This window comes from Duncaniella sp. C9 (assembly GCF_004803935.1).
In the GTDB taxonomy this organism is placed as follows: Bacteria; Bacteroidota; Bacteroidia; order Bacteroidales; family Muribaculaceae; genus Duncaniella; species Duncaniella muris.
On record NZ_CP039547.1, the window covers coordinates 2,903,744 to 2,928,992 of the forward strand.

21 protein-coding genes and 3 pseudogenes are annotated in these 25,249 nt (G+C 43.7%); 12 read left to right on the forward strand and 12 right to left on the reverse strand.

Annotated elements, in window-relative coordinates; genetic code table 11:
• Positions 1-17 precede the first annotated feature (17 nt).
• The 5 genes and pseudogenes from E7745_RS12215 (at position 18) to E7745_RS12235 (ending at position 6,707) form a co-directional block, all read left to right on the forward strand.
• A pseudogene (locus tag E7745_RS12215) lies at positions 18-1,051 on the forward strand (Fic family protein).
• A 72-nt stretch (positions 1,052-1,123) separates the two neighbouring features.
• Positions 1,124-2,659: a DUF1186 domain-containing protein gene (locus E7745_RS12220; protein ID WP_124076071.1), complete on the forward strand. Its 1,536-nt coding sequence runs from the start codon at positions 1,124-1,126 to the stop codon at positions 2,657-2,659.
• A 505-nt stretch (positions 2,660-3,164) separates the two neighbouring features.
• Positions 3,165-4,061, forward strand: a complete 897-nt coding sequence (locus E7745_RS12225; RefSeq protein ID WP_124076073.1) for a helix-turn-helix domain-containing protein — start codon at positions 3,165-3,167, stop codon at positions 4,059-4,061.
• 92 nt (positions 4,062-4,153) lie between these two features.
• On the forward strand, positions 4,154-5,164 hold the full coding sequence (locus E7745_RS12230; protein ID WP_136408927.1) for a site-specific integrase: 1,011 nt from the start codon (positions 4,154-4,156) through the stop codon (positions 5,162-5,164).
• Positions 5,165-5,477: 313 nt separating this feature from the next.
• Entirely contained in the window at positions 5,478-6,707 is a 1,230-nt protein-coding gene (locus E7745_RS12235; RefSeq protein WP_240740314.1) for an ISAs1 family transposase, read from the forward strand.
• 138 nt (positions 6,708-6,845) lie between these two features.
• Here the strand turns inward: E7745_RS12235 and E7745_RS12240 are convergent, their stop codons facing one another.
• The 10 genes from E7745_RS12240 to E7745_RS12285 all read right to left on the reverse strand — a co-directional run bounded on the left by E7745_RS12240 (position 6,846) and on the right by E7745_RS12285 (position 13,497).
• Positions 6,846-7,181 (reverse strand): hypothetical protein, encoded by a 336-nt coding sequence (locus tag E7745_RS12240; RefSeq protein ID WP_124076563.1) that lies wholly within the window; start codon positions 7,179-7,181, stop codon positions 6,846-6,848.
• On the reverse strand, positions 7,165-7,980 hold the full coding sequence (locus tag E7745_RS12245) for a hypothetical protein (RefSeq protein ID WP_124076565.1): 816 nt from the start codon (positions 7,978-7,980) through the stop codon (positions 7,165-7,167). Before E7745_RS12245 ends, E7745_RS12240 begins: the two co-directional genes overlap by 17 nt.
• 75 nt (positions 7,981-8,055) lie before the next feature.
• The gene (locus tag E7745_RS12250; RefSeq protein ID WP_124076567.1) at positions 8,056-9,165 is read right to left on the reverse strand and encodes a hypothetical protein; all 1,110 of its coding nucleotides are present in this window, start codon (positions 9,163-9,165) and stop codon (positions 8,056-8,058) included.
• Positions 9,166-9,168: 3 nt separating this feature from the next.
• On the reverse strand, positions 9,169-9,807 hold the full coding sequence (locus tag E7745_RS12255) for a hypothetical protein (protein WP_124076569.1): 639 nt from the start codon (positions 9,805-9,807) through the stop codon (positions 9,169-9,171).
• Positions 9,808-9,817: 10 nt separating this feature from the next.
• A complete protein-coding gene (locus tag E7745_RS12260) occupies positions 9,818-10,384 on the reverse strand; it encodes a hypothetical protein (protein WP_123485472.1) in 567 nt (188 codons plus the stop codon).
• The gene (locus E7745_RS12265; protein ID WP_168182130.1) at positions 10,381-10,773 is read right to left on the reverse strand and encodes a hypothetical protein; all 393 of its coding nucleotides are present in this window, start codon (positions 10,771-10,773) and stop codon (positions 10,381-10,383) included. Before E7745_RS12265 ends, E7745_RS12260 begins: the two co-directional genes overlap by 4 nt.
• A 140-nt stretch (positions 10,774-10,913) precedes the next feature.
• Complete coding sequence (locus E7745_RS12270; protein WP_124076359.1) at positions 10,914-11,303, reverse strand: hypothetical protein; 390 nt, start codon at positions 11,301-11,303, stop codon at positions 10,914-10,916.
• A complete protein-coding gene (locus E7745_RS15110; protein ID WP_240740315.1) occupies positions 11,300-11,782 on the reverse strand; it encodes a hypothetical protein in 483 nt (160 codons plus the stop codon). Before E7745_RS15110 ends, E7745_RS12270 begins: the two co-directional genes overlap by 4 nt.
• 4 nt (positions 11,783-11,786) lie before the next feature.
• Positions 11,787-12,518 (reverse strand): hypothetical protein, encoded by a 732-nt coding sequence (locus E7745_RS12280; protein ID WP_124076360.1) that lies wholly within the window; start codon positions 12,516-12,518, stop codon positions 11,787-11,789.
• Between the two features lie 421 nt (positions 12,519-12,939).
• Positions 12,940-13,497, reverse strand: a complete 558-nt coding sequence (locus E7745_RS12285) for a hypothetical protein (RefSeq protein WP_124076362.1) — start codon at positions 13,495-13,497, stop codon at positions 12,940-12,942.
• Positions 13,498-13,986: 489 nt separating this feature from the next.
• Between E7745_RS12285 and E7745_RS15115 the strand changes: the two are divergent.
• From E7745_RS15115 to E7745_RS12320, 7 genes and pseudogenes are all read left to right on the forward strand, one after another.
• A pseudogene (locus tag E7745_RS15115) lies at positions 13,987-14,223 on the forward strand (helix-turn-helix domain-containing protein); the annotation flags it as partial.
• Positions 14,145-14,909, forward strand: a pseudogene (locus tag E7745_RS12295) (IS630 family transposase); the annotation flags it as partial. The pseudogenes E7745_RS15115 and E7745_RS12295, both read left to right, overlap by 79 nt.
• 117 nt (positions 14,910-15,026) lie before the next feature.
• Complete coding sequence (locus E7745_RS12300; protein ID WP_136408929.1) at positions 15,027-17,012, forward strand: helicase-related protein; 1,986 nt, start codon at positions 15,027-15,029, stop codon at positions 17,010-17,012.
• A 105-nt stretch (positions 17,013-17,117) separates the two neighbouring features.
• A complete protein-coding gene (locus E7745_RS12305) occupies positions 17,118-17,543 on the forward strand; it encodes a hypothetical protein (protein WP_107033291.1) in 426 nt (141 codons plus the stop codon).
• 78 nt (positions 17,544-17,621) lie between these two features.
• Positions 17,622-20,282 (forward strand): calcium-translocating P-type ATPase, PMCA-type, encoded by a 2,661-nt coding sequence (locus E7745_RS12310; RefSeq protein ID WP_136408930.1) that lies wholly within the window; start codon positions 17,622-17,624, stop codon positions 20,280-20,282.
• Between the two features lie 680 nt (positions 20,283-20,962).
• Positions 20,963-22,222, forward strand: coding sequence for a site-specific integrase (locus tag E7745_RS12315; RefSeq protein WP_136408931.1), 1,260 nt, complete (start codon positions 20,963-20,965; stop codon positions 22,220-22,222).
• A 180-nt stretch (positions 22,223-22,402) separates the two neighbouring features.
• Positions 22,403-22,612 carry a hypothetical protein gene (locus E7745_RS12320; RefSeq protein ID WP_136408932.1) on the forward strand — a complete coding sequence of 70 codons (210 nt, stop codon included), beginning with the start codon at positions 22,403-22,405 and terminating at the stop codon, positions 22,610-22,612.
• A gap of 745 nt (positions 22,613-23,357) precedes the next feature.
• On the opposite strand, the gene E7745_RS12325 is transcribed toward E7745_RS12320, so the two are convergent.
• Together E7745_RS12325 and E7745_RS12330 are read right to left on the reverse strand one after the other, a co-directional pair.
• Entirely contained in the window at positions 23,358-24,359 is a 1,002-nt protein-coding gene (locus E7745_RS12325) for a phosphatase PAP2 family protein (protein WP_168182132.1), read from the reverse strand.
• A 372-nt stretch (positions 24,360-24,731) separates the two neighbouring features.
• A complete protein-coding gene (locus E7745_RS12330; protein WP_136408934.1) occupies positions 24,732-25,181 on the reverse strand; it encodes a hypothetical protein in 450 nt (149 codons plus the stop codon).
• Positions 25,182-25,249: the final 68 nt, after the last annotated feature.

Sequence of the window (25,249 nt, forward strand, 5' to 3'; positions counted from 1 at the left end):
GATAAAAACTTTGAGATATGACTCAAGAGATTGAAATCCTTCAGTTCCTTCACTACAATCCGGAGGCATCACGTGCTGAAATAGGCTCGTCATTGACCAATGCCCCAAGCCCGGCAACACTCAAACGATTGATTGCCGATGGCGTCGCTAAAGGACACATTGAGGTTGTCGGTCGTGGTCCAGCTACTCGTTATAGACTTACTCCGCAGGCTCATGTGACTATGGAGTTGAACCTTGGCACATACTTCGACAAGGATGTCGACGAGCGTCAGGTGCAGGAATCGTTCAATTTTGAACTCATAAATGAAATTCTTTCAAAGGTGGATTTATTCTCCGATGAGGAACTGCAACGGCTTGATGACGCACAGGAACTGTTCCGTAAGCATCTTTCGGAAATGTCCGAGTTGGAATATCGCAAAGAGATGGAACGTCTCGGAATTGACTTGTCTTGGAAATCTTCGCAGATAGAAGGCAATACTTACTCATTGTTGGAAACGGAGAGATTGCTGAAAGAAAAACAAACAGCAAGCGGTAAGACAAAAGAGGAGGCCGTGATGCTCCTCAATCACAAAGATGCTCTCGATTTTATTCTTGATGTGCCTGACTATCTTAAAAATTTGACTGTCGCCCGTATCGAGGAGATTCATGCCCTGCTAACAAAAGAATTAGGTGTTGAGAGAAATATCCGTCACCGCCGAGTAGGTATTACCGGAACCAACTACACCCCCTCGACAATGTGTTTCAGATTCGCGAGGCTCTTGAAGATACCGTGCGACTAATAAACGGCAAGAACAATATCTTCGAGAAAGCCCTGCTCGCACTTGTTTTACTCAGCTACATTCAGGCATTCACCGACGGCAACAAGCGCACAGCCCGAATAGTGAGCAATGGCATTCTAATCGCCAACGGCTATTGCCCGATTTCATTCCGCACGGTAGATTCGATTGACTACAAAAAGGCAATGCTAATGTTCTACGAGCAGAACAACATCGCCGCTTTCAAACACATTTTCATCGACCAATTCCTTTTTGCTGTCAAGACCTACTTTTAAGCAATTTTATATGAACCGATAATCAATCTCATTTTCAAATTTGTTTCATCAATAACAACATATCCAACTATTATGGCTAAGAAGAAATCCAAGAATAAAAGCAAGGGACAACAGCAGCCCGCACTCTCACCATATCGGTTCATGCGTGAAAAAACGCGAACCCTGCCAATAAGTAAATGTTACATCGCTCCTCCTGATTGGCTTGAATCCGGAATGGCTCACGTCATCGTTACCAGAGTGCGACCAAGCGGCAATCTGGTTATGGCATCCTTTCTTGTCGACACGTTCTGTCTCGGCGTAAAGGATGCCGGGTACCATGAAAATATGACTCCGTATGATTTTGAACAATACCTTGACAATTATAAAAACGGGATGGGACTTGAAGAAATCAGTTATAATGAAGCCCACAACATTATCTATGGAGCAATGGCTTTCGCTGAGGAAGGTGGCATTAAACCGTCAAAAGAGTTTGATCCTGCCGGATATATTCTGGAAGAGGACACAGACGACATACCGCTGATAGAATATGATTTTGGTAAGAACGGCAAACATTTTCTTGTTGTCAATCCCGACAGAAAGGAGATGCCATATTACCATACGCTGAAGAAAAAACTTGGCGATGATTTTGAATATGTCATGCCTTATGGTGAAGACATCGATAATGAGGACTTCGAGGATGATGACGAGGAATCTCCTTTCTCCGACATCACCTTAAAAGACGTAAAAAAGGCTTTGGACGGTATGCTTAAAATGAAAGAGGAATCCCGTCGGTATCCCGATGAAAAATACACCTATCAATACCCCGATTATCCTCAGACGCTTTCCGTCAAGAACCAGTTTATAGCGGATGAGCTGCTTTCTCCCGACAATTACAGCTGTCTGCCCTGCGAGGTCATTGACCGGATTCTTGCCCTGCCGAAAGACGAAGCTGCACAAGATATCAGCAATGTAATACTCTATTCCATCGGCAAAACATATAAAGGTATCAATGATGATACAATCGAGAATTGGAACAACAGTGCTATTATGCACTCAGTGATACTTCTCGCCCAACTTCAAAGCGACAAAGGTCTTGGTGCAGTTCTCGAAATAATGCGACAAAACGGAGAGTTTGCCGATTATCACCTTGGGGACTTCGCACCCGAACTGCTCCATCCTGCACTCTATGCGTGTGGCAAAGATAATATCCCTGCAATAGAGGCATATCTGAATCAGCCCGGACTGGACTCTTATCTCCGCTCACAGGCACCCGATGCTCTGGCAATGATAATCTTCAATCAGCCGGAAAGACGTGGCGAAATTATCGAATTGTTTCGACAGCTTCTAATAAACATGATCTCCAATCTTCCTACTCAGAAAGCGTGTGACGGCACATTCGCCGGTTTTGTGATGAGCAATCTGATGGATATAGACGCGAAGGAACTCATCCCCGAAATCAAAGCCACATTCGCAACAGATTGTGTGAATAAGACCATAGCCGGAGACTGCAAAAATGTCATCAAAGACATCGAACTCGGTCGTGGAGCAATACATAATGACAAATATCAGATTCCTGACATATATGAGCAATATGAGAGTCTCAAAAAATTCATAACGAAACCAGAATAGTCCCGTTTTGTACGCTCATCTGTATGTCGCGAAAAGTTAAAGATGCGATATCCCTTTGATAATCGGATTATTGTAGCTACCTTTGCATTGAGTCACTGTTGTCGGTTTGGCAAATGCGACTTGTAACGATTTAAGTAGCAGACGGTTATCAACTTACAACTATAGAAAATTCACGTCACTTGTACGGATTAGAGTTACACTTATCTGTATATCAACAAATTAACCGCTTCTGCATCGGCAAATGACGTAATTGTCACAATCCGTCACAATCCATTAGTACAGCGTGCTTTACAGCACGCTTTTTTCATACCCTTACTGATGGATTCTAACGGATTCTGACCCCTTTTTCGCCCATTTTTGTATCCCGGTTGTATTCCGCCAGTCACCCGGGACCAATAGCGTGATAAAGAAAGTGGACAATTGCACATGGGTACACGTCAATACACGCCCTTACACGCTTTTGGCTGAATTACAGGCTGAATAACTCAGTAAAAACTCAGCAAGAATGAGCAGTAACATTTTCGTTAATCGAGTCTGCCAATGGTGCGGTAAGGAGTTTGTGGCAAGAACCACGACTACCAACTATTGCAGCCATCGTTGCTCCGGGCTGGCTTATAAAGAGCGAAAGCGACAAGCCAAGCTGGAGAAGGTTCAAGAGGAGTTCGAGAGGGTCAAAGGATGTCCTCCAGAATTAGAAAAGCAGGAGTTCCTGACTCCGAGACAAGCGGCCAAAGTTATAGGTATCTGTTACAAGACAATCTATAACTACATCAACAACGGCACTCTGAAAACATGGAAGCTTTGTCGCAAGACTCTAATCCGTAGAGCAGACATTGATGATCTATTCTCGACATCATCAGAGCGTCCGGTCGTCATCAGTGAAAAGAAACCAATATCCGAGTTTTACACTACCCAAGAGATTCTTGAAAAGTTCGGAATTTCAAATTCCGGTTTCTACAAGATTCTAAAGACAGAGAAGTTCCCTAAAACAATCCACCGAGGGAAAAGTATGTGGAGTCGTGAACACGTCGATCGCTACTTCGCAAAGAGAGCACCGTCACCTGAAATCACTGAGTGGTATTCGGTGGAAGAAATGCAAAGAAAGTTTGGCATGACTGTATCTGCGGTCTATTGCTTCATCTCAAAGGAAGGAATTCCTAAAATGAAGATAGGACGCGAGACACTGTATTCCAAAACTCATGTAGATGCAGCCAAGGGCTTAATCAAAAAAGAAGAGCCTCAATACTACACCTATGCTGAAGCAATGGCTAAATACAATATGACCCATGACCAGATGCACCACTATGTGAAGTATCACAACATCCCGCGAGTAAAAAAGGGTCGATACACCTACATATCCCGCAAAGAACTGGATGATTTGCTTGCGCCACCTACGATTTAGCCGAATCCGGCTATAGTGGCGCGATGGTGGCTGATTCCACCATGCAAACACTACCGAACTTTGCGTCAAACTTTTAACTCTTCCAAGATACAATGAATACCTGCACTAAAGTTTTCCTTCGTAAAAAGGAAATATCGGGCGACCGCATATCGCTCTACCTCGACTTCTATCCCCCAATCCGAAATCCTCACACCAACAGGCTCAGCCGCCGTGAGGGTCTGGGAATATATCTCTACAGGCATCCGGCAAATGCCCGTGAACGAGAGTTCAACGCCTCCATGATGGAAAAGGCGGAGGCTATCCGTTGCCGTCGCTTCGAGCAGTTGCTCAACGAGCAGTTCGGCTTCCTCGACAAAGAGAAACTCCGCATCGACTTTCTGGAATACTTCCGCAAGAAGTGTTTCAAGAAATACCAGAAGTGGAAGATTGTCTATCAGCACTTCTATGATTTTTGCGAGGGTAAATGTACCGTCGGAGAAATCAACGAGGACTTCTGCAAGAAGTTTCAGGCATACCTTCTTAAAGGTGGCCGTCGTGATGGTCGCAAGAGTAAGCTCGCCCATAACTCAATCGCCGGTTACTGGTCAACATTCCGCACTCTGCTCAAAGAGGCGTATCAGGAGAAACTCCTCCGAGAGAACATAAATGACTTCCTCGAAAAGATTGAGTGGAAGGATACCAAAATTGAGTTTCTCTCGCTCGACGAGGTTAAGAAACTCGCCGCGACTCCATGCAAACATGAGGTGCTGCGTCGTGCGTCGCTGTTCTCTTGCATGACCGGACTCCGCATCAGCGACATTCAGCAACTCCGGTGGGAACATATCGTCAAGACCGAAGACGGGTATGTTATGCGAATCCGCACGGAAAAGACCGATGAGGAAGCCACTCTCCCAATCAGCGAGGAAGCCCTCGCCTTTTGCGGTGAACGAGAAGAGGGACTTGTGTTCAAGACTCTCAAACGCTCAATGATAAACTACCCTCTCCGGGCGTGGATAAAGGAGGCTGGAATCAACCGCCGGATCACGTTCCACATCGCAAGACATTATTCAAATCCTTATCAGCTTGCTGTTAATGAGTACCGAGATTTGCGGTTTAACAGGTAACGATTTGGAAACGAGCGAGGTGCTTTGTTCGACCTAATTTTGCATCAATTCTAAAAACGCTTTTCTTTTCCGCAAAGATAAGTTTTTTATTTGGATTTTCGCGTATATTATTCAGAGAATTACATGGAATTATCACGGCTCTTTCATTTAAGATTTCGTCTCATTCTCGACAAATGTGTTATTTTATAGCGAGAGCAGTACGGGTGGAGAGGCTTTAACCTCTGATTTTCAAGAAAATAAGTGCAATGAAAATTTGGCCAAGTGGCAGATTTTTAGTAACTTTATAGGTGATAATCAAAGAGTTACGCCAAAAATGAAGCCACTTGACCAAGTCTGTTCGACTGACGCCTATGCGCCTGATCATACCGCAAAAGTACACAATAAATTTGACACAAGGCGCAGTATTATGGAAGAACTTCGAGCGTTTGCCTCATCCGTGCCGGATTTCCGTAGATTGGACAAAGGCAATTTCCGTCACAGCCTCAACGATATCATCATGCTGATGATACTCGGACGTATGGCCGGATGCATCGGACGAGCCGAGATATTGGAGTTCGGCAGATACAACCTCAACAAATTACACAAAATGGGCCTGTTAAGGAACGGCGTACCATCTGAGGCCACGCTTTGCCGTGTGGAGAACGGCATCAACGATATGGATATGGCCGACAGGATGCAGCAGTTCGCAGACATATTCCTTGAAAGACTTACTTGCGCCAGCCGCATCATTGAAATAATCTGCATTGACGGCAAAGCCGAGCGCGGCACCGTTCAGGAAAACGGGCGAAGCCCGGATATCGTCTCTGCCTATTCGTTCAGCACCGGCATAACAATCGCCACCGAAGCCTGTCAGGAAAAGAGCAACGAGATAAAGGCCATACCGATACTTCTTGATAAAATAGATGTCGCAGGAAAGATTGTCACAGCCGACGCAATGTCTATGCAGAAGGATATTGTCGAGAAAATCAGAAAGAAAGGCGGAGACTTTCTGATAGAACTCAAAGCCAACCAGCCGTCATTGCGATACGGCATTGAGGACAGGCTAGTGGAACACACACCGGTATATTCTTACACCGAAGGTCCCGAACTGGCCCACGGCAGGATAGAGACGAGAACCTACCGCGTATATGACGGACTGGACATTATCGCAAACAAGAAGAAATGGGGCGGAAACATGACCATCATAGAGTATGAATCGTCCACAGTCAAAAAGTCAACAGGAGTACACACCTCAGAAAAACGCCTGTACGTCAGCAGTATGCCCACGGATACTCCGCAGCCCGGAACCATCGTACGCAACCACTGGTCAATAGAAAGTATGCACTGGGGGCTGGACTACAATCTTCAGCAGGACAATATAAAACGCAAGTCGTCGAGAGCTGCCCGAAACCTCGACACCATACAGAGAATCGTTTACTCGGTGTTCTCAATATGGAAAGGACTTCGCAAAAAACAATCGGATAAGAATAAAGGCATGGCCGAACTGATCAGACATATCTCGATGAGCTTTACCCGACTAATGCGATTTTTAAGCCAAAAATGAAAAAAATAAGATTTTAACGAAGAGATAAACAACTGAAATACAGATACAACAGATTACCCGCTTCAGCTCGAAACGGGTAAGGGCAGGTATACACTTTATTTTATCTTAAATGAAAAAGCCGTGATGATACTCAGAGAATTATTCTAAAATTGTTGCTGACCGACCTGATTGTGTTCGATTCGCTGAATAGTTACCGTCTCCGTTACTGACATTGTAAATTGTTAATGCCAGATACACACAATTAGTCCAGATATATGTTCTAAATGTAATATTGTTTGCGCTTTTGGATGTTAACCATGAAAAGAAAGCCCCTAAACCCCAGCAAAGCAAAACTGGAAGTTGGAATATCCATTCTGAAAACCAATTAACCTGAGATAATGCAAACCAAGCCCCGGCAGCGATGCAGAATGTTAATTCTCCACATAAAAGAGATAATGCCTCAAATATCCAAAATCGTTTATCGGTCAGTTTCATGGTGTTCAAGGAGTTTTCGGGTTGAGTTTATGATGTCTTTCCATGATGCGCCGTCAAGGTCAAAGGATATTGCGCGGTCATAATCCCAGTCAAGACCTTTGTCATCAGTAGCTTTCCGGGTGGGCAAAATCTCCAAAGTGCGGCTGTCGTGTTTCAGAAGCACACCTGTGGAGTGTTGATAAAGATGTCGCCATGAGCGTTGCTTCATGGCTTTGATCAGTTCTGCGTTTTTCAGCTCCACATATTTGCCATGCAGACTTGCATGGAATATTTCCATGAGAGTATTCTCAAATTCTCCGTTACTACAGCCTATGGGGAGGAATTTAATCGGAAGACTCGCAGTGACATTATATACTGTAACCAATATATATTCTTTGTCGGTGCGGTAAATACTACACCTTCCAGTGCCATCCAACTCCGGGCAGCTCTCGTTGTATTTTCGATTGATTTTTCGCCATCGGTATAGAGCCAAAATAATCGCAGCGAGGACGAATATTGCGACCGAACCATACGACGGGCCATCATAATATTCAAACACCGTCATATTATTCTCCGGGTTGTCTTTCTGATATACCACACCTATGCTGTCGCCAACGGCAAAACCATTGGCATGCATACCACCTTTATATGTTACACCGTTCACTGTAAATTTGTAATGTATTATAGGACCACTGTTGCCTATATAGCCGATATTTGAAATCACAGTCGATGTATGTTCCGGATTTGCCGACAGAGCATTGTACTTGTGATTCTGGAAATACAGACCTACAATGAGAAAAGGCACGAGAATCAGTAGCATAGCACCAAATGGCAAGCGAATTTCACCCCGCCGCCCAAAGAAAAACCGATATATTTTGCTGTCTGATTTCATTTTTTACCCATGTTGGTGTACTACGAAGGTTTCCAGTTTGCTCTCATCAAGATTGATTAGGACATCGACTTCATCGCTTCCACCATCTTCAATCCAAAACAGTTGACCATTATCTTCAAAATTGCCCAATGAAATATAATGCTCAATAAGCTTCTTGCTGATGAGTATAACCATAGCAAAATGCGTTCCATCCCGGTCTTTCCAACCGAAATATTGACGGCGATATTGTTCATACGGATATGCTATATATTCCAGCCAGCCTCCGGGATGTTCTATAAGGTATTCACCATTGGTAGACGGCTGTATGGAATCGGCGAAATGCTTTATCAATATTTCACGAGCCTTTTCATATTGCGATTGTGTGAGCTGATAAAATTCAGAGTTGCTTACTCCGTAAAGACCAAGCTCCCCCTTATCGTAATCGCTTATAATCACATCATCGGCCTCCTTGGGAATCGCAATCATATAATTCTCAATCGACGAGCCTTCCTGAATCTCACTCCATCTATCTTTCCTACTATCATAAACATAACTGCCATATTCATAATTCATAGATAACGTATAAGCGTTTTTATCGCAGGAATATCCGAGATGAACATTATCATTTATGAACAGGCTATCGTTATCGATGTTGACATTAATGTCGCTCAAATCTTTAGGATATTGTCCGTGTCTGGCGTGGAAATCCTCAATTTTGTCAATAACTTGGTTTTCGGGATAATTCCTGTCACTCACAGCCACATATAGCAAGCCTGTGCCAAGTATCAACAATGCCACATATACCAGTCCTTCAATTTTCAAGATTTTCGATTTTACCTTGCTTGATAATTTCTTCAAGAAAAGAAGAGGAATTTGAGATATTATGAAGATAACCGTTGTTACAATCAATGCTCCAATGAAACGAGGACCTACATATTCCCGCCAAGGATGAAGGTCAATGTTTAAAGCTTGCTTTCCAAGCCCCATAAGAGTAAAGAACAGAGCGAAAAACAGACCGATCAGCAAAAGCATCAGGCAGACAGTCTTGAAAATATACAGTCCCGGTCTCGGCCATTTTACCATAAGACCGACAAGCAGGATAATAACGCTTATAATTATGAGAATCTGAATCATACGCTATTTTGAGATTTTGTTAACAATAAACCATAAAAGAAATACTAATCCAGATGATACGACAACGGAGAGGATTGTCAAAGGAATTACCCACGGCCAACTTTTATAATAGAATGCCTCCAAGTGCGTTAGCCCAGTCACAACCATCGGTGCTTTTTCCTTTGCTTCAAGGGGTGATTTATATTGCGTTATGCTGTCAGTTTTAGTGTCAATGACAAAGTAATGATCTCGTCCGGCAGGCTCAAAAGACTGTTCTCCACAAATCGAATCGCCTACAATCTTGATTTTAGTTACCCATTCAAAAACGCGCGCTCCGTCTTTGCGGATATACCCTGTGAAATATTCGCGGTCGAAGTCATCCGCAAGGGATTCTATCTGATAACCGTTAGGCAAATCGGTCTTATAGTATCCGTCCATTCCGCAGCCGGTATCAAAGATTGATGCACAGGTGAAACCGCCGATTAGACAAGTGAAATAGAACGAATATATAAACACAAATGGCGATGATAATGCCAGTATGGTATTACGTTTCCTATGCTTCCTGCTTAGCCAACATACAATACCGGCCAATGGCAATGCAATCACCACCGCCAGTAAAGTAAAGAGAATCAGATGTATTATAATTCCGAGTATTAAAATCATGGTAGTTGGATTATAAGGATAGTTTTTCGGTCATCAAATCAATGGTTACCGTAATCTCTTCCGGTATTAGACCCTTGTATTGCACATATTGCCCCACATACTCCGGAGTGTATTCTGTTGTGAGATATATAGTGACGGTCTTTCGCCCATTCTGCCAGACACCAAGGTATTGTTTGAAATACCGGTCAATAGGAAACATCCTTATTATCCTATCGACGGATGATGTGTTGCCGGACTCAACGCATTTGTACCCGCCTCCATCTCTGATTATTTCTTTCGGAAATGAAGATTCCAGAACCCATTTTGCGGTTTCATAATCTTCACGGTCAATATCGAATACCGAATCTTTGCCGTAATAATTCTTTATGGCTTCTTCTTTGCTTATAATTATATCTTTATGTTCCGATTGCTCGTTGTATCTATTCTCAAAGGTCGCCTGATTTATTGCCTCAATGTCTTTCTCTCTGTAATGAGCTGTATTGTATCCCATATGATAAATTGCGACAATAGAAACTGCTATCGCTATAACAATAAGGAGAGCGATAGAATATGCGATTATTTTTCCGGCCTTTTTCATAGTATGGAGTAAATTATGAAGAATACGAATACTGCCAATAGTGCGAAGATCATAATATTTACGACATAGCGGTTCTGTTGGCTTGAACCTTCATAATCGAATATTTCGGTTCCGCCAAACTTTTCAATGGCTTGTCTTACGCTCCTGTTTCGGCATAATTTGCCAGATAGTCTTACGTCGTGGAATTTTTCTCGTTTCCCTGCCAAAGTCTTTATGCCCAGACAACGGAAGCAGTGCCCCATAGCGGTGCGCCATGCTATGTCGCATTTCTCGATTTCCTCCCAATGCAGGATTTCATTCTTTCGCCAGTCTTTTATAGTAATTCCGGCTTCATCAATCATCAATACGCTGCGTCCATATTTCACATACTTGAATATGTAAACGACCATGCCGATAGCGAAAAATACCAAACCGCCAACACTGAGTATATTCCAGCCCTCCGTGCAACCAGCCCATATGCACCATGCTGTCATTACGACACACAAAATGGGTGCAGTAAATGATTCCTTTGCTATGTATTTATCGGTATTCATTTGAGAATACGTGTTGTTACTAAATTCAACAGAATAGCTCCGGGAATGGAGATAATTGCGAAGCCTATTGCGAACAGGACAATCCATCCGTTTATCGAGGGTTCTCCGTTGAGTAAGTCAAAGGCCGCTATAATGAAATTAACCCCGATTGTGGATAAATATGCTGCGACGCTCAACAGATAGTTTTTCCTGTCAGGAACGATAAGCCACGCTATCAATGCACCGATTATCCAACACGAAATGATTGTGACAGGTATCACCAAAAAATCCAACCAATTCACGCCTGAAACCATATACCACAATCCGCAAGCGATAGCGAAAGTCAGTATGCCGCTAATAGTCGCCACACCAATAAATTTGCCAGTGTTCTTATCTTTCAGTTTCATGTTTTCTCAATTATTATATTGTCCGAACCATCTTCCAACGAGTTTAAGGAATCCAAATGTATATGAGTGCCGAGAGGCACATCTGCTTGCGCTAAATTCGTAAGATGATTAGCCAATGAGAGTAACCCTTCTTTGTTCGCCTTTATTACCATCCCATTCTCACTTACATTGCTCCTGATTTCAAAGCCATTTACCCAATCAAGTTTTACTCCCCCATTTGAAGAATATTTGGGCAACTTCTTTTCTCGATCTCCTTTCCACCACAAGTAAACGAACAGTCCGAGTGCTACGAAATAGTTTATCCACATGGCGCATGAAAGTGAGTCGATGCTCAGGTACATTCTTTCAATTATGACATGAATATCAAATGGCTCTACCATGTATTTCAAGTCAAGGTATGCGTTGCAGACTAAAAGCAATTCAATGACTGCTCCTAATCCGAAGATTACGCAACCCAATATTTTCTGCCACTTTTTCATGCCTCTATTCGTAATAATATGTGTTGCTGTAAACCTCGTATTCAATACCGTTCTTATTCAGATAATCTGCAAAGTTCTTGAATGAATCCAGATTCTTGAGATAGTTCTCGTAAGCGGAATAGAATTTGCGACAATCGGCAATCAATGCACTGTCATCATTCAACGAAAGTCTTTCTGATAAGTATTGAAACTCATCTACAATGTGAAGCATATCCAGAATGGCTGAAACCGAAACTCCATTCATACCGTCGAGTATGCCTGACGGTATTTCGTGGAGGGAAAATTCCAAATATGATTTCAAAGAATAATACTTGAAATTCAATACATCAAGATTTTCAGGTTCCACATCAAGAACTAAATCAGCCAACTGTATGGGATTGTACTTATAACCAATAGCGTCACAAAAAATGGATAGCGGACTATTGGCATTGTTATATAACCTATCGTGACCACGGAAACAACTGAACAAAAACTTGATGCCATCAATTCCGTTGTTTTCAAAGTCAGCGGCTACCACAGGCACAACCACGAATTTTATGAAAAGATTGTTATAACACAATTCGCCATAACAATCCCGAAATTGGCATAATTCCGCCAATTCCAGAATTTCAGCTGTATGAATGTTTTTAGCCCATTCCGAAAGCATGGCATGTCGCTGTTTCCTTTCAGGTTTGCTCAAGCCATCTTTGCGGAATTGAGAGCATATAGAAATGTATTCTGCCAATACCTTATTCATTTCTCAGTCCTCCTTTCCACAGCATTGCTCTTGTCCATCCATCTGTAAATGATTGGAATCAATATTATTTGAGGAATGAAAGACACAATAAAATTCACACACGCTGCCATAGGCCACCATGAGCCGAATGTGTCTGCAAGCCATACTAATAAGACAAAGATTATATTATACAGAATCCATGTCATGACTACCGTAATCAAAGTGTTCGTTTTACACAGCCTGTAAGCAAGCAGACCGCTCAAAGGATATAGAAGAACATTACAAACAAAATATGCGATAAGCAATAGCCACGGATGTCTGATAAATCCTGTTGCACTTTTAAAGATACAAATCATTAGGCATGGGAGTATTGACAATATGATTCCGCATATCGCCAATATCCGCAAGTATTTTGTGAGCGTCTTATATCGGAGAGAGGTTTTCATATCTTGGCTTTTGGAATTAATGTAATTGATTCAAGTTTGGCGATATTGGTTGAAATCGGCTTGATTGTCAGCCTTACATCGTATTGTTCAAGAAGTAGCTTTACATTTGGGTAGTTGTTAAGATTGTAACTTCTCCAAAATGGAGTTTCGTTATAACGGAAACAAACCTCATCTATTCGATGTGTTGAATATCCCTTTAGGGAAGTTATCAAGGTTGTTGGAACGATTGACTGTGTCGTTATATTCCAATAGCTAAAGACAGCAAGGAAAACTGAAAGTCCACCAATGACAATAGATTTCAAATACTTTCCATATTGGGATTTCCGCGAGAAAACAAAACAACCGATTGCAATAAGCCATACGGCAATCATCAGGAAATCATATATCCGACTGGAGATAAGAAATCCTCTTGAAATCCATAACACTGCACTCATAAGCGCGATAATCGCCCATAGAGAATAGTCAATCGACCGTGAACGTGTCGACTGATATATTCCCTTGCCTATGCCATAGACAATAGCGATTATTACTATGTAGCGCAGTGTCGTTTCCATATTGTCATGTTAGTATTTCAAGCATACGCTTCTTAAGTTTCTTATAGTTGGCATATAACGCGAATCGTAGAAACAGGAAATCAATCAAAACAAAAGGTATAAATATCAATAGCTTTGCTATGCCCACAGCGATTCCATTTGTAAAACAAGATGATAACACAAGCATAAATATAAATAGCAATCCCATATTCCATACGGCCATCATAACCAATACAAACTCACTCATACCAACCGCCAAATGAACACGACATTTATCTTTTCCAACTTGCTCTACAATGCCGACTGCATCGGAGGCAAAGGAATTAACATAGTATGTATTCAGAGCTAAGTAGATGTTGAAAATTAGTTTATATCAATTTTTTTGCGTATCTTTGTGTAAACACATAAAGACACAACGCTATCGCAAAAATCAAAGTTATACAACTGACAGACCAACAACGTCTGCAATTAGAGGAAGGCTTTCGCCAAGGCAAGAGCCACGCATACCGCATGCGCTGTCGCGCAGTGCTTCTGAAATCCACCGGCCTGACTTCGGAACAGGTTGGAGAACAGACCGACATGACCCATATATCAGTCAATTCCTGGGTGAAACGCTTCGAGGCCGAAGGAATCAAAGGACTGGAAACACGTCCCGGACGGGGTCGGAAGCCAATAATGGACTGCTCGGACGAAGAGTCGGTACGCAAAGCCATAGAGAACGACAGGCAGAGCGTGAAGAAAGCGAAAGAGGCATGGCAGCAGGCTTCAGGGAAAGAAGCCTCCGAGAGTACCTTCAGGGCTTTTTTATCCGCCTTGGCGCGGGATATAGACGTATAAGAAAACGTCCAAAGGGGAAACCCTCGCCGCAGCTCTATGCGTATAAGACCGAGAAGCTGCAAGAACTCGTACAACAGGAAAAAGATTGTCTCATCGACATTTATTATGGAGATGAAAGCCACATCTGCACCGAGGGATATGTGCCATACGGATGGCAGTTCCGAGGTGAAGATGTCTATATCCCATCTGAAAGAGGTCTGAGACTCAATATTTTCGGCATGATAGACCGCAACAATCGATATGAAGGATTCTCCACAACTGAGAATATGACCGCTGACAAGGTTGCCGACTTTCTTGACCGATTTTCTCTCCGTATCCGTAAAAACACTTTTGTTGTCCTTGACAATGCAAGCGTCCACAGATGCAAACTCATGCGGGAACTCCGTCCAATATGGGAGAAACGTGGGTTGTATCTCTTTTTCCTTCCACCGTACAGTCCACATTTGAATATCGCCGAGACGCTCTGGAGAATCCTCAAGGGCAAATGGCTCAGACCTGCGGATTATTGCTCCACAGAATCCCTGCTCTATGCAACTAACCGTGCGTTGGCTGCGCTTGGATCTGAACTCAATATCAATTTTGTCCATGCGGCTTAGTATAAATTAATTTTTACGACTTACTTATTATCAGCAACCCCATACAAGCCATACACAACGCTCGAAGAACTCAACGACTCCAATAATGACGAACAATATAAGGATTTCCATCGTCTGATGGATTTCCTGCATATCAACGATGTCAATAAAATTGATTTCAAGGCCATATGGAGAGACTACTCTTCTGCCTTGAAGCATATTGAAAAAGAAACAGAAGAAACAATCGGACTGAAGCATCAGTCAGCAGAAAATATGCTCTATAATGTCATGGGACGTACCGAACGGTCCAACGAGGGCATTATTCATGAAATCTTACCTCCTGTTTATGATTTCCTGTCAGCCGGCGACATCACATCATTTATTCAGATGCAACACCTGATAGACAACTGCCGGAAGTTTGGCAAGAAGGTATATTCCGCTCCTGTTGACTATACAAAATCATCAGCATTCCAGCTCTCGTTTATGGACAACTATAAACTGAAAGATACGATAGCAGAAGCCTGGAAAGCCGGAGCCGGCAAGGGTATCAGGAAAGACTGTCTGTTACTTGACCGGGATAAAATCGAAAACTACTCCCTTGAAGACTATCGGAATGCAAGGCTCGGTTTCATTATGGCTACCATATTCGGCAAAGGCAAAAAATCGACGGGTGCAGAATCATTATTATGGATTCCTGCCTCTCACCCTTACTATACACAGCAACCGAATGTGTTTACACGGAATGAATCCTTCTCAAAATATCTGATATTTTCTTCCTGGGGCATGGTCCCGAAAATGCTTGCATGCATGATATCATACGAGGCCGAAAGACGTCTGCTACGCAGAACCAACGAATCCTACCGCAAAGAAGATTTCCAGATCCTTAAGGATAGCACAAAAACAAAAACATTAACCATCATGCATACTGTTTCAACTTCTCTGGCAGATATGTATGATCCTGAAGACAGCTTTGGAAAACCTTTAAGCGATATCAGACAGCAAATAAAAAAGAAAATCAGAAGCAAACTGAATGAATTTGACGGCAAAACCGTCAGCCGTGTAAGTTCGTTGGACATTTATCACCTTCTGACAGCTCTCGACAATTCCGACGCGGAAGTCAGAAACATACCCAAAGAAGCTGATGAGATATTGGTCTCAATGGCAATCGGAGCTCCGGCAATGTGTCTGTACCGTACATTCAAACGGATTGGCGATCTGAATGCCAGGCAACATGCTGAAGAAGTAGCCAAAGAACTGACGGGCATCTTCAACAACCGCCAAGGCATTGCCGCAGTCCGAAGCAATTGCAGAGATCATAGCAACTACTTCCGGAATGTGGTTGACTATTGTATCCAGGGAAATCTCCAGGCCGTTCTTGACGAGTTCGTACACATGATTGGGGAGAATAAATCACCTGAAACCATTGTTACAAGAATGAAGGAGTCATTTGCACCGGCATATCCACAGCCGATAAATACAATACAGACATTCGGCACAGACGATAAGTACTCTATGCGCAAACACTTTGCTGTTGATTTCGGAAGTGGCAAGCAGACAGAAAAAGATGTCAACCACGCAACAAACGTGCGCTCAGCCTTCAACAGTCCTTTCCGCCCCTTTGTCTTAGCCTCGACATCCGTGGGTCAGGAAGGCCTTGATTTTCATTGGTACTGCCGGAAAATAGTCCACTGGAACCTGCCGTCCAATCCACAGAATATGGAACAACGCGAAGGACGTATCAATCGTTATAAATGTCTATCCGTCAGAAGGAACATTTCCAGACTTTATCCTGACATCTTCCGGTGGAATGAAATGTTTTACAAAGCTTCAGCAGAACTGAAAGGAAATAATTCAGAGATGGTGCCATTCTGGTACCTGCCGTTGAACGATATCCACTTCAAAGACATCAAAGCAGAAAAGATCGAACGCATTGTACCGATGTATCCAATGAGTGAAGACGAATCGCGTTATGGAAGGCTCATAAAAGTTCTTTCTCTTTATCGTCTCACTATGGGACAACCGCGTCAAGAGGAATTATTACAGATACTTGACGGCAAAATATCGCCAGAACAGATTAAACGGCTTTTGTTTGACTTGTGTCCATTCAGCAGAAAGCACCACTGATGCAAGTCGGCGTGTGTTTCATCCTTTTCCAATAGCCCTGTTGATTTTTAGCGATTTTATATCTACTTTTGCAGACACAAAACATATTTTTAATCACACGTCGACATGTATCACAATAATAACATCAACCTTACGCCCGGAATCCTGAAAGGTATCATCTGGAGTGTGGCAGGCATAATACTGATTATTGTAGCAATGGCCTTCATCCGCCCCTGGTACAACGTCTGGTCACAGGAGATGGAGGGCAAGGCTGAGTTTGCCAAGGCCGAACAGAACCGTAAAATCAAAATCGAAGAGGCCAAAGCGAATCTTGAAGCTGAAAAACTCAACGCGCAGGCTGAGATCGAACGCGCCAAAGGTGCAGCCGAAGCCATCCGCATCGAAAACGGAAGCATTACCTCAACCTATATCCAGTATCTGTGGGTACGCCAGCAGTCAGACCTCAGCAACAAGACTGTCATCTATATCCCGACCGAAACTAATCTTCCTATCCTGGAATCCACCCGCGCCCTGATGACGCCAAAAGAATAACACACTCTTCCGGCGGCCTAATTAGGCGCTTCTGAATTAGCACATACGCCGGACAGCTATCTAAAAATCATACTGCATATGTCTCAATCACATCATTACACTGGGCTGACTGACGCTGAAGTTTCGGCCAGCCGGCTAAATAATGGTATCAACATCCTGACTCCCCCTGCAAAGAAACCTTTGTGGAAAAGGTTTCTTGAGAAGTTCAGAGACCCGCTGATCATCATCCTCATGATAGCGGGAGTGTTGTCAATCTGTATCTCATGCTACGAATTCTGGGGCCTCGGTGAGGGCTCCGGCGTATTTTTCGAACCCTGCGGCATCTTCATAGCCATACTGCTTGCCACCGGGCTCGCATTTTTCTTCGAACAGAAAGCCGACAAGGAATTCGCCCTGCTCAATCAGATCAACGATGACGAGCCGGTGCAGGTGATCCGAAACGGCTGCGTTACGCAGATTACAAGGCGAGATGTCGTTGTGGGCGATATCGTCATTCTCAACACTGGCGAAGAAGTCCCGGCCGACGGCGAACTGCTTGAGGCCGTTTCGCTCAACATCGATGAATCGACTCTGACCGGAGAACCGATATGCCACAAGACCACCGATCCGGCCCGATTCGACAAAGATGCCACATTTCCCGGCAACCACGCTATGCGCGGCACCAAAATAATGGAAGGCCACGGAGTGATGCGTGTGTTCGCCGTCGGTGACAAAACCGAGAACGGAAAAGTCTTCGAAACAGCGCAGATCGACGACAGCGTCAAGACCCCCCTCAACGAACAGCTTGACCGGCTCGGCAAACTCATCTCCAGAGTCTCCTACGCTTTTGCATCCGCTATTATCGCCGGACGTATCGCCATGTATTTTATAAATGTGTCCGACTTCGACTGGGTGGCATTTCTCGCATTCTTCCTGCAGACCCTGATGGTTGCTGTAACCCTGATCGTAGTGGCAGTGCCAGAAGGTCTGCCAATGGCAGTGACACTATCGCTGGCCTACTCCATGCGCCGTATGCTCAAAACCAACAATCTCGTGCGCAAAATGCATGCATGCGAGACAATGGGTGCCACAACCGTTATCTGTACCGACAAGACCGGAACACTCACCCGAAACCAGATGCAGGTCTACAAAGCCGACTTCTTCGGAGAACCGTCTGACGAAATTCTCTACGAAGGAATAGCCGTCAACTCTACAGCCCAGCTTGACATGTCAGGCGACCGCATCCAGGTGCTCGGCAACCCTACCGAAGGAGCACTTCTGCTCTGGCTCAGAAAGAGAGGCGTCAGCTACCTTGATCTGAAAGACAAAGCGGTCACGGTCGAGGAACTTCCGTTCACAACCGAGCGCAAATACATGGCCACCACAGTCCGGTCATCGACCGGGAAGACCATACTCTACGTCAAAGGCGCCCCGGAAATTATATTCGGGATGTGTAAAGACACCGCCGGAGTCACAGCTGATGAGATCAATGCCAGACTTCTCGAATATCAGAACCAGGCCATGCGCACACTCGGTTTTGCGTATCAGGAAATCAATGACGGCGACAAGACAATAGCCGACGGCAAAGTCGTGGCCACCGGTCTTACATTCCTCGGCATTGTAGCCATCTCCGACCCTGTCCGCACCGATGTCCCTGACGCTGTGAAGGAGGTTATCGAAGCAGGCATAAAAGTGAAGATCGTCACCGGCGACACTCCCGGCACAGCCAAAGAAATCGGACGCCAGATCGGACTGTGGAACGACAGCACTGACAGCGACCGCAACATTATCACCGGACCGGAATTTGCCGAACTCTCCGACACTCAGCTGAAAGAGCGTGTCAGAGATCTGAAAATCATAGCCCGCGCCCGCCCGATGGACAAAAAGCGTCTCGTAGAAGCCCTTCAGGCCAATAATGAGGTAGTCGCAGTCACCGGCGACGGCACAAACGACGCTCCGGCACTCAAGACAGCCCACGTCGGGCTCTCGATGGGCGACGGCACATCAGTAGCCAAAGAAGCCTCAGACATAACCATCATTGACAACTCCTTTTCATCAATCGGACGGGCTGTCATGTGGGGCCGTTCACTCTATCAGAACATCCAGCGCTTCATCCTTTTCCAGATGACCGTCAACGTCGTGGCCTGCTTCATAGTTCTCTTCGGATCATTCATGGGCATGCAGTCGCCACTGACAGTCACACAGATGCTGTGGGTCAACCTTATCATGGACACATTCGCAGCGATGGCGCTTGCCTCTCTCCCACCCTCCGCATCTGTTATGAAAGACAAACCACGCCCGCGCGAGGCATTCATCATCAACAATGCGATGAAGAGATTCATCATCTGCATAGGAGGCATATTCTTCCTGGTGCTCCTCGCCATACTCTACTATTTCGAGCACACTGACATCACATGTCTTACCGAAATAGGCTCTGTCACGATGGGCGGAAACACCGGGCTGAGCGGCTACGAACTTTCGCTCTTCTTCACCATCTTCGTATTCCTCCAGTTCTGGAACATGTTCAACGCCCGCGCCTTTGAGACCGGACGCTCGGCATTCCACTTCAAAGGCTGCGAAGGCTTCAGCCTAATAGCCCTCTCGATCCTGTTCGGCCAGATACTGATTGTAAGCATCGGCGGAGAATTTTTCAACGTCGAACCGCTTCGACTCATTGACTGGCTAATCATCATAGCCGGCACATCACTCGTGCTCTGGATTGGCGAAATCATCCGCCTTTTCAATAAACAACCTCTTTGAAACAGGCACCATCATTTAATAACATATCTCTCTGAAATAGACACTCCCACCGCAAAGCGACACGGCTGCCATCACGCAACCGTGTCGTTTTTTTCATCCCATCCCCCGAAAAATCAAGGGGTTGTGTCGATGAAATTAATACCTGTACATTTTCCCAGCAGACATTTCTTTACGGATATCACGAACTGAGAGACCACGGATTTCTCCGGCTCCGTGAATCTGTTGTATAATTCAATTCTTGGATTCCAATAATTGAACAATCAACTCACGGGGTATTCCCCAATTGAACCGTACAGCTGAAGTGTTATGAGGGATTTCGTCTAACTGAGTATGAGTGATAATTCCTTTTATATCCAAGAGTTTCTGGTCTGAAAATTCAGCCGAGAACTTCGCAGGAATGACCAGTGTTGTGTTTACTATTTTCCCGTCTTTTAGAACAGTCAACTCGCTCATAATTAGGGTTAGTATTTTGCCATATATTCACTGATATTCAAATACATTCATTGCCATTCATTTTCAAATAGTTATATCGCAAAGTATTTCTATGCTTTTGCCTTAATTTGCCCTTATTTTCGCATTTAGTACACAATTAGTACGATTAGATTGTTAATATCTGTTGTGAGCCGTTTTCACGTTTGATTACGCCTCATTACCTTTGCATCAAACAAAGATAATCACCTATGGCTAAAGTAGAAAGCAAGAACAAACAGAACCCGAAACTCGTGCAGTCCGAATTGCAGGACGGTCGGGCAAGCCTTGCGTTGGAGTATTATCTCAGACGCAACGAAACCCCGGTGCTTGATGAAAACGGCAACCATGTCCTCTATACCGAGGGGGCGATGAAAGGAAAACCGAAATATAGAATCAAGCATATCCGCAAACGAGAGGAGCTGAACCTCTATATATGGCTACACCCTCGCAACCAGCAGGAACGCACCCAAAACAAGAATACTCTCGCACTCGCCGAGAAGATACGGTTTGAGCGTGAGCAGGAATTTCTCGAAGACCGTGAGGGATACCGACTGAAAAAGGACGGTGAGAACGACTTTATCAAATACTTCCGCAAACATTGGGAGAACGAGTTGTATTCAAAGCCAGTGAGAACTACCTACAAGACCTCTTACAACCGCTTTATGAGATTCCTTGAGGCTACACCACGCTTCCAACGTTACACATCGTTTCTGCGCATGGAATTGATTACACCCGAAATGGTGACGAGTTTCACAGACTATCTGAAGAAAGTCGCCAAAGGAGAGGGAGCGCATAAGTCATACTATATGTTCCGAACCGTAATTCTCCATGCGATAGAAGAAGGACTGATGAAAAAGAATCCGTGCAAAGGAATCGTAATCCACCGTGACGTGAACACGCTGAAAAAAGAGATACTGACAATGGATGAAATCAAGTATCTTGCCTCCACCCATTACGAAGGAGAGGACACGGCACTGCAACGAGCATTTCTATTTTGCTGCTTCACTGGCATACGCTGGTGCGATGCAGTGAGCCTCACATACGCCAATGTCGATTTCTCGGCAAGGATACTCCGTTTCAACCAGCAAAAGACAGAGGGACGTAGCGCACACAGCGGTGTCACAATCCCGTTAAGTCCCGCATTACTTAAACTCATCGGAAAACCGGCACAACATACATCCGAAAAGATATTCAATATCACCTGCTACCGCACAACCGCAATCACACGCTTGCAGAAATGGGTAAAGGCAGCAGGAATCAACAAGACTATCACATGGCATTGCGCCCGCCACAGTTTCGCTGTAAATGTGCTTGGTGCAGGAGCGAATATCAAGACCGTTGCCTCTCTAATGGGACATTCAAGTATCAAGATGACCGAGAAATATCTCCACGTCATTGACCAGCAGAAGCAGGACGCAATCAACAGCCTCGGCGACCTTGACTATGACTGCGAGGCGGTCAGCATGTAGATTTTACCCCGTGGCATTTTTGACACTTTGGCACTTTTGGAACTCTCCGACCGACATCGGAGGGTTCTTCTTTTTTCCGGCGGTCATCATCTATGAATTTTGGTTTGGTTCAGTACGGGGGGTATATATAGGGTAAATCCGAACCAAGACAATATATGAGGGCAGAGAAAAGAAAAAACGATGAAAAACGCTCGCATTTTCTGCATTATCCGCATTTTGGAACTTGAAAATGCAGGAAATGCAGATAGTGTGGCGGTGTCAGTCAACATTTTTCAGGAATTATCCCATTGCACACCTTGCATTCTTGCACACTTTGAAAATGCCAAAGTGTCAAAAATGCCACGGGGTAATATTGAAATAACACAGATACCACACACCCTTATTCCTTGATGAAGCTGACCCTTGATTGTGCAAAAGTGCAAAGAATGCAAGGGGGACAATGAGAAAAATCGGATTTTCGTAATCGGCAAGATACCTTCTGACTACCTCAAAAGGCTCTCTCCCGACGGTCGGATATAATCACTAAATTGCTACAGTCATTGCAGTGGATGTGTTGACTTAAACGAATACTGTCATTACACTGACTATCGTCATTATGACGATGAGAAAAAAAGGAGTGCAAGGATATGTTTCGGGATTCCTTTTTCTCCGAAAAGCCACCGCCGAAACCGCAGTCACTGCCGTGACCGCTCTTTGTTTTTCTCATTGCCATAGGAGGTCGTTTTAGGGTGGAGCGAGTTTATGTTTAGGTATTACCTGTAATCCCAAAACGCTCCACAACCTCATCACCCAATAATGCCCTCTAACATCAATGATGAAATGACTGAATGACAAAGTGACCAATCATCCGGATGATTAAATGATTCGATGAATTGATGACTGAATGATTAATCATTTAGATGACAAAATGACTGAGTGACTAATCATCTAATCATTCAGTCATTTAATCATTCAGTCATTCCGTAAATCAATATCAAAACCAATGCAAAATACAACCACAACACCGTCGTGGAAATTACACCGACAAGAAATTCCTTAGCTCATTAGGGAATTTTCCGAGCCGCATTGACAAGTCAACGCTGAAAATATCCCGAATGAGCCAAAGGTTAACCTTTGGAAACCGTTGGCATGATTATTAGAAGGTGTATGCCAAGTTAATTGAGAAAGAATGCTCGGCAGGATTATAGACTGGTGATATGACCATGATATCTGAACATGGACTGTCCCATTTAAACCATCTTTGATATAACGGAAGCATCCAATAGCCTATCCTTGCAGATAGGATGCCTACACCTGCTCCCGCAATAACATCGTTTAGCCAATGGCGACCGTTATAAAGGCGCAGGAAAGCAACACCAACAGCAACGCTATAAGCCCCTATTCCCATACCAAGCCCATATTCTTCTCTCATTAATTCTGCTCCGGTAAACACGGTGGCAGTATGTCCTGAGGGAAACGAATTCCTTGCATTGGAATCCGGTCTTTTTTCTTTGAATGAATATTTACCGATATTTGTAAACGCCGTCATGGTTAAGTAGGCGGTAGCTTCCACCACGACACGCTCTTTAAAACTATGTTTTGATTTGATACCGATTGATCCAAATGTCAGATACGTTATGGCAGGAAGATATTGGACATAATCATCGGCACGGAAGAAATGATTTCCACGCAGATTATCCATTCCATTTTTGATGTTTGTGTCTAACTTTTTGAATGCTCCATTGTATACTCCAAAAGTACCAACAGCTATAAGAACTCCTGGTAAAATTAGTTGTTTAGCATTGAATTTAGAACATTCAGGTTTGTACTGATTGAAAACTAATGTACTGTCAATCGACAAGGTGTTGACAGTCCGCTGTGTATCTTGAAAAATCATATCTGATGATTCTTCAAAATTGGATGTTTGGGCGTACCCAGAGACTTGTGAGGTAAGAAGCCCCAATGTTATCAGACCTCCTACCAATCCATTTTGTTCATTGGCATATCGTTTGTGCGAATGCCAATGCTCATAAATCAAATTCGACGAATGCAAAAGCATGGGCAATGACTGCCCAGAATGCACCCGTCGGATTGGTGTTATGAACGGCAAGTCACGCCCATGCAATGCACGGACGTTCGCGACTTGTTCCTCATTCATAACACAATAAAATTTCCGACGTTTCATTCTGATTGGAACAAATAGCAAACGCTATTAATTATGTTATCAGAAGCCTCTGCCTCCGCTATTTTCAACTGCAAAGTTACAACTTTTTATGGCTCGTGTCAATAGCTTATGAGAAAATAGGTTTGGTTTAGCCTTAGATATATACATCTATACCGAACCAAACCTATATATGTGCTGGGCAAAAGAGAAATGTCCGTATCAGTTTTTCTTTTCACCAGCCCATATCCCGACACCAACCTTACCACCGAAAGAAGAAAAATAAGGCAAATAAATAAAGTTAACTACCGCAAATTATCTATAAATCGTTTCTATTTGTTTTCAGCCAACTGTCTAAATAGTACAAATTCAGTACAATGGCACATAGTTATGGCATTGATAATCAACACAAATATACCCAAAGCTAAAATTGATGTTAGTCTTTCTATTATTAAAATCCACGAGTTCTTCCTCTGAAAAGACCTTTAATATCTCAAGAGACATTTGATTAAGCTTTTTCGTTTGGCTTTTCATGTACTCTGACAACTCAAAATGTCTAATTCCTTTATTAACGATGTATGTTGCGTCGCATGAATCATCTAAAAAAGTAATTCTAACAAATTTCGAATGTGAAACTTGTTCACGGACTATCGATGTGTTGGAATTTTTTGCCTCATGCGAAACAGTATCTTGCTGATACGAATTATTTGCAGTTGAATCACATTCTAATGTTTCCAATCGAATGCCGGAATCAGCTTCTTGTGCCGGAATATTCAGACACAAGAGCAACATTGATACGATTATTAATAGTCTTTTCATAACGGGATTGATTAATCTTTTCAAATTAACGTCCAAATTCGCCTCATAGCATTCTTTAAAACATAAAA